Origin of the sequence: Thiohalomonas denitrificans, assembly GCF_900102855.1 — a bacterium.
GTDB classification, from domain to species: Bacteria; Pseudomonadota; Gammaproteobacteria; order Thiohalomonadales; family Thiohalomonadaceae; genus Thiohalomonas; species Thiohalomonas denitrificans.
Map to the genome: position 1 here is coordinate 1 of NZ_FMWD01000020.1, position 5,533 is coordinate 5,533.

At 62.0% G+C, this 5,533-nt stretch carries 4 protein-coding genes and 1 pseudogene; all 5 read left to right on the top strand.

From position 1 onward, the window contains the following. Positions 1–314, top strand: a pseudogene (locus BLP65_RS17130) (hypothetical protein); the annotation flags it as partial. Between the two features lie 216 nt (positions 315–530). Further along, on the top strand, positions 531–1,088 hold the full coding sequence (locus BLP65_RS16285) for a UPF0149 family protein (protein ID WP_092999342.1): 558 nt from the start codon (positions 531–533) through the stop codon (positions 1,086–1,088). A gap of 297 nt (positions 1,089–1,385) precedes the next feature. After that, positions 1,386–2,696, top strand: coding sequence for a Xaa-Pro aminopeptidase (pepP, locus tag BLP65_RS16290; RefSeq protein ID WP_092999344.1), 1,311 nt, complete (start codon positions 1,386–1,388; stop codon positions 2,694–2,696). Between the two features lie 106 nt (positions 2,697–2,802). Further along, positions 2,803–4,053 (top strand): 2-octaprenyl-6-methoxyphenyl hydroxylase, encoded by a 1,251-nt coding sequence (ubiH, locus tag BLP65_RS16295; RefSeq protein ID WP_092999346.1) that lies wholly within the window; start codon positions 2,803–2,805, stop codon positions 4,051–4,053. 95 nt (positions 4,054–4,148) lie between these two features. Continuing rightward, entirely contained in the window at positions 4,149–5,366 is a 1,218-nt protein-coding gene (locus tag BLP65_RS16300; RefSeq protein WP_092999348.1) for a UbiH/UbiF/VisC/COQ6 family ubiquinone biosynthesis hydroxylase, read from the top strand. The last annotated feature ends 167 nt before the right edge of the window (positions 5,367–5,533 follow it).

Here is a 5,533-nt window from a genome sequence, read left to right on the forward strand (position 1 = left end):
CGGCTGTCCGAATCCGCTCCCGGCGGATTCGTGCAGCGCTTGACAAGGGAATAACCATTGCCTGCGCGCTACGCCTTGTCCTGACGTTTTTGGGGGGCTCTGAAAGTATCGCCAAGCGTGCAACAGTACACGAGCTGCCGTCCAGTATAAAAGGGAAACTCACTATAGAATGGCAGGATAGAGTGGTCAATCTCGGTCTTCGTTTAGAGAACCCCGGCACGGTGCTGGTAGCCTGTCGGAGTCAGGTAAGCGTAGCAGGCGGGTGGGAGCGCGAGACGGAAATTACCGTTGTCGAGGAGTATGCTGCCCGGTAGATTACTCCCAAGTACACTAGAAGCCTGTCCGAGAACATCGTTTTTTGTAGGTGGGGTGAGTTAGAACTCCAACGCTGATTTTGTTGGGCTTCGTTCCTTAGCGCTAACCTGCATTTTGGAGCCCATTGCTATTCTCGGACAGGCTCCTAGGATCCGCTTATCCATAAACCCTCCCGGCCGTGACAGCCATGCCGGGGTGGCGTGATCGAGGTTCGAATGAGTGACAATCATCAGGCAATCGAGCAGCTGACCCATGCGCTCGAAATGGTCAACCGTGAGACCGGGGCCGTGGAGTGCCACGGGTTATTGACCGGCCTTCTGTGTGCCAGGCCGGAGCTGAGCGGGCAGGAGTGGGTCGAATTCGTCGCTGCCGGAGAAAACCCGGAGCAGGGTGCGGCCATCTTCAAAGCGCTCTATAGCGAAACCGTGCGTCAGTTGGAGAACTCCGTGCTCGACTTCCATCCGTTACTCCCGGATGAGGATGAAGCCCTGGAAGAGCGCGTGGCTGCCCTCGCCGAATGGGTGCAGGGCTTCCTGCTGGGACTCGCCGAAGAGGGGATGGCGGACCCCGACAGACTGCCCGAGGACAGCGCGGAAATTGTTCGTGATTTTGCCGATATTGCCGCTGCCGAGAGCTATGAGTTCGGAGAGGGTGAAGAGGACGAAAGCGCCTACACCGAGTTGCTCGAGTATGTGCGAACCGGCGTGCTGCTGGTCAATGAAGAGGTCAATCCGACCAAGGCCCCGCCGCTGGGTGATGTCACACTGCACTAGGAGCCTGTCCGGGAACATCGTTTTTTGCAGGTTGGGGTGAGTTATGCGAACCCCAACGCTGATTTGTTGGGCTTCGTTCCTCAGCACCAACCTACATGTTGGGGCCAATTGCTTTCTCGGACAGGCTCCTACTGGTCCATGCGAGATGCCCCGTCAATAGCCTGTTAGAATTCACCATTAAGGGTACAGAGAGAGAACAGCACGAGAGCTCTACGCCTCCTACCGTGTGCTCGCGGTGAATACTTCGATCAGTTCGTACCCTCCGTGCCCTCACTGGTCAAAAACAAGAAGGCCCCTATGGAAAAGAAGGAATTCGAGCGCCGTCGCCGTCGGTTGATGAAAGAGATGGGCGACAACAGCATCGCAATCCTGCCGACGGCTCCGGAGCAGCAGCGCAATCGCGATGTGGATTATCCCTACCGGCCCGATTCGGACTTTTACTATCTCACCGGCTTCCCGGAACCCGAGGCCGTCATGGTGCTGGTGCCTGGCCGCCGCCACGGTTCCTACATACTCTTCTGCCGTGAACGCGACCCCCGGATGGAAACCTGGAATGGTCGCCGGGCCGGGTTGGACGGGGCGGTAGAGGCGTATGGCGCCGATGACGCCTTCCCCATTTCCGACATCGACGACATCCTCCCCGGTCTGCTGGAGAACCGGGACCGCGTCTATTACGCCATGGGGTGCCATGCCGAGTTCGACGCCCAGGTCATGGAGTGGGTCAACCGGCTGCGCAAGAAAGCCCGAGCCGGTGTGCATACCCCCGGTGAATTCGTGGATCTCGACCACCTGCTGCATGACATGCGCCTGTACAAGTCGGCTGCGGAACAGCGGATGATGCGCCAGGCTGCGCGTATCAGCTCCTCGGCCCACTGCCGCGCTATGGCGGCGTCTCGTCCGGGCATGTGGGAGTACCAGATCGAAGCGGAACTGCTGCATGAATTCATGCGCCACGGAGCGCGTTCGCCGGCCTACCCCTCCATCGTCGGCGGCGGGGAGAACGGCTGCATTCTGCATTACACCGAGAACGACAGCCGTTTGAACGATGGCGACCTGCTGCTCATCGATGCCGGTTGCGAGCAGGAGTGTTACGCATCCGATATCACCCGCACCTTTCCGGTGAATGGTCGTTTCAGCAAAGAGCAGCGGGCACTCTATGAACTGGTGCTTGAAGCCAACCGCGCCGCCATCGCCCAGGTAAAACCGGGCAATCACTGGAATCGGCCCCATGAGGCGGCGGTCAAGGTCCTGACCCGCGGTCTGGTGAAACTCGGCCTGTTGAAGGGAGAGCCCGCCACACTGATCAAGAAGGAGACCTACCGGCGCTTCTTCATGCACCGCACCGGACACTGGCTGGGAATGGACGTGCATGATGTCGGTGACTACAAGATCGGCGATCAGTGGCGGGTCCTCGAGCCGGGGATGACACTGACTATCGAGCCCGGTCTCTATATCCCGGCGGGGAGCAAGGGTGTGGCCAAAAAATGGTGGAACATCGGTATCCGCATCGAAGATGACGTGCTGGTCACCAAAGCGGGCTGCGAGGTGCTCACCGACGGCGCTCCCAAGGACCCGGACGAAATCGAAGCCCTGGTGGGGACGGGCTAAGATACGAGATACGAGATGCGAGATACGAGGTATTCGCAACGCACGCCCGGCTCTGTTGTTCCTTCGTATCCGGAATGCCGTATCTCGAACTTGACTGGGGTGACGAATGGATTATGACATTCTGATTATTGGCGGCGGCATGGTGGGGGCGAGCCTGGCCCATGCGTTGAAAGAAGTGCCACTGCGCATCGGTCTGGTCGAGGCGGTGCCGCTCGCGGGTGGGCCGCCCGGTCTCGATACGCGGGCGATCGCCCTGGCCCAGGGCTCGAAACGGATCTTGGGTGCGATGGGCGTCTGGGATGCAGTGGAGGCACTCGGCGTATCCCCCATCCGTCAGATCCACATCTCGGACAAGGGTCACTTCGGAACCACGCGCCTATCCGCTTCGGAAGAGGGAGTGGAAGCGCTGGGCTATGTGGCCGAAGCTGGTGTGATCGGACGTGGCCTCATGGAGTCGTTCGATAGCCTGCACCATGCCGAACTCATCTGTCCGGCGACCTTCAGGGAACTGGAGTTTGCCGATGATCACGCCCGGGTCGAAGTAGAGGAAGAGGGGCGGCGGCGCACCCTGACCTGCAAGCTTGTGGTGGCGGCCGACGGCGGACGTTCGGAGATCCGTGAGCGGGTCGGGGCGGGTCTGTTGAAACTCGGCTATGGCCAGACTGCCATCATTGCCCACGTGGTCACCGACAGGTCCCATGGCGGCACGGCCTATGAGCGCTTCACCGATTCCGGGCCGATGGCCCTGCTGCCCAACACCGCCCCCGAAGGAACAGAGGGAAGCGAACAGGGCGACCGGCGCTGGTCCCTGGTGTGGACCGTCAGGGATGAGCAGGTCGACGAGGTGCTGCAATGGGACGATGCAACCTTCCTCCAGCGTCTCCAGGTCCGCTTCGGCAGACGTGCCGGTACATTCAGGGGAGTCGGCCCGCGCTGCGCCTATCCTCTCGGCCTGCAGTTCGTGCGTGACCCGGTGCGCCGGCGTCTGGCCTTCATCGGCAACGCCGCCCACATCGTACATCCGGTCGCGGGACAGGGGTTCAACCTCGGGCTTCGCGATGCCGCGGTACTGGCCGAGGTGCTCGCCGATGCAGTCCACCGCGGCAGCGACCCCGGCACCCTGAAGAATCTCCGTGGCTATGCCCGCTGGCGCCGCCCCGACTACCTGCGGGTGATGGCCATGACCGACGGACTGGCGCGCACCTTCTCCAACGATTTTCTCCCGGCCGTGGTAGCACGAAATCTGGGGCTGATCGCCATGGAAATGCTGCCCCCCGCCCGCCACCTGCTGGCACGCCAGGCCATGGGGCTCACCGGCCGCCTCCCGCGTCTCGCCCGTGGCCTCCCGGTATATTGAAGAAGCGAGATACGAGGTGCGAGGAACATCACCTTGCGACCTTCCTCGCATCTCGTATTTCGCACCTCGAATCTCGATCGATGGGGAAGTAATAAATGGATTATGACGTTCTGATCGTCGGTGGCGGGATGGTAGGTGCAACATTGGCGTGCGCGCTCGGTGGGAGCCCGCTACGGGTCGCCGTGCTCGAGCGTGGTGAACCCGACCATGCCTGGCCGCGGACCGAGTATGACATTCGGGTCAGTGCCCTTACCCGTGCCAGCACGCGCATCTTCGAGGCGGTCGGGGCCTGGGAAGGCATGGAGGCGCGGCGGGTGTCCCCCTACCGGGCAATGCACGTCTGGGATGCGACCGGATCCGGGACCATCCATTTCGATGCCAATGAGCTCGGTGAAGCGAATCTTGGCCATATCGTGGAAAACAGCGTCATCCTGGGGGCGCTGCGGGAGCGAATGGCGCAACTGGACAACGTGGAACTGATTTCTCCGGCCGAGGTGGTCTCCCTGGAGCGCGAAAGCGATGCCGCACGCCTGCTCCTTGCCGGCGGACGGCGGCTGGAGGCGGCGCTGGTGGTGGGTGCCGATGGTCTGCACTCCCGGGTCCGCGAGGCGGCGGGCATCACCACGACCGGGTGGGCCTACGACCAGCATGCGCTGACCGCCAGCGTGCGCACCTCGAAACCTCATGAGGAGGCCTGCTGGCAGCGTTTCGCGCCCGATGGCCCCCTGGCTTTCCTGCCGCTGCCGGAGCCGAACCTCAGCTCCATCGTCTGGACCACCTCCCCGGAACACGCCCGTGTTCTGTCGGAGATCGAGCCGTCGGCCTTCCTTGATGAGTTGCAGCAGGCCTTCGGTGACCGTTTGGGGCGCATGGAAGCGGTGGGCCAGCGCGGCGTCTGTCCGTTGGCCCTCCAGCATGCCGATGCCTACTGTGCGGAACGCGTGGTGCTGGTGGGGAATGCCGCCCATGCGATCCATCCCCTCGCCGGTCAGGGGCTGAACCTCGGGATCCTCGACGCCGCCGCCCTGGCCGAAGTGCTGATCGACGCCGCCCGGAGCCACGGCGATATCGGCGCCCGGCCCGTTCTCCGTCGATATGAGCGCTGGCGCAAGGGAGACAATGTAGCGGTAACCGCTGCAATGGACGGCTTCAAACGCTTGTTCGGAAGCCAACTGGCGCCGGTGCGGTGGGCACGAAACTTCGGGCTCCGGCTGACCGATGCAACCGGCCCCGTAAAGCAAACCCTCATCCGTCGTGCCATGGGATTGAGCGGAGACCTGCCGCGGATCGCGAGATCAGTGGCTAGTCGCTAGTTGTTAGTGGCGAGTGGGTAGTGGGTAGTGGATAGTACATGTAGGTCTGGTTTTAGCCCTGTCGCAGTTCGATGATGGCCTGAAGGCCACCTACATCCCCCATCCTCCATCCCCCATATCCCATATCCCCCATTCCCCATTCCCCATTCCCCATTCCCCATTCCCCA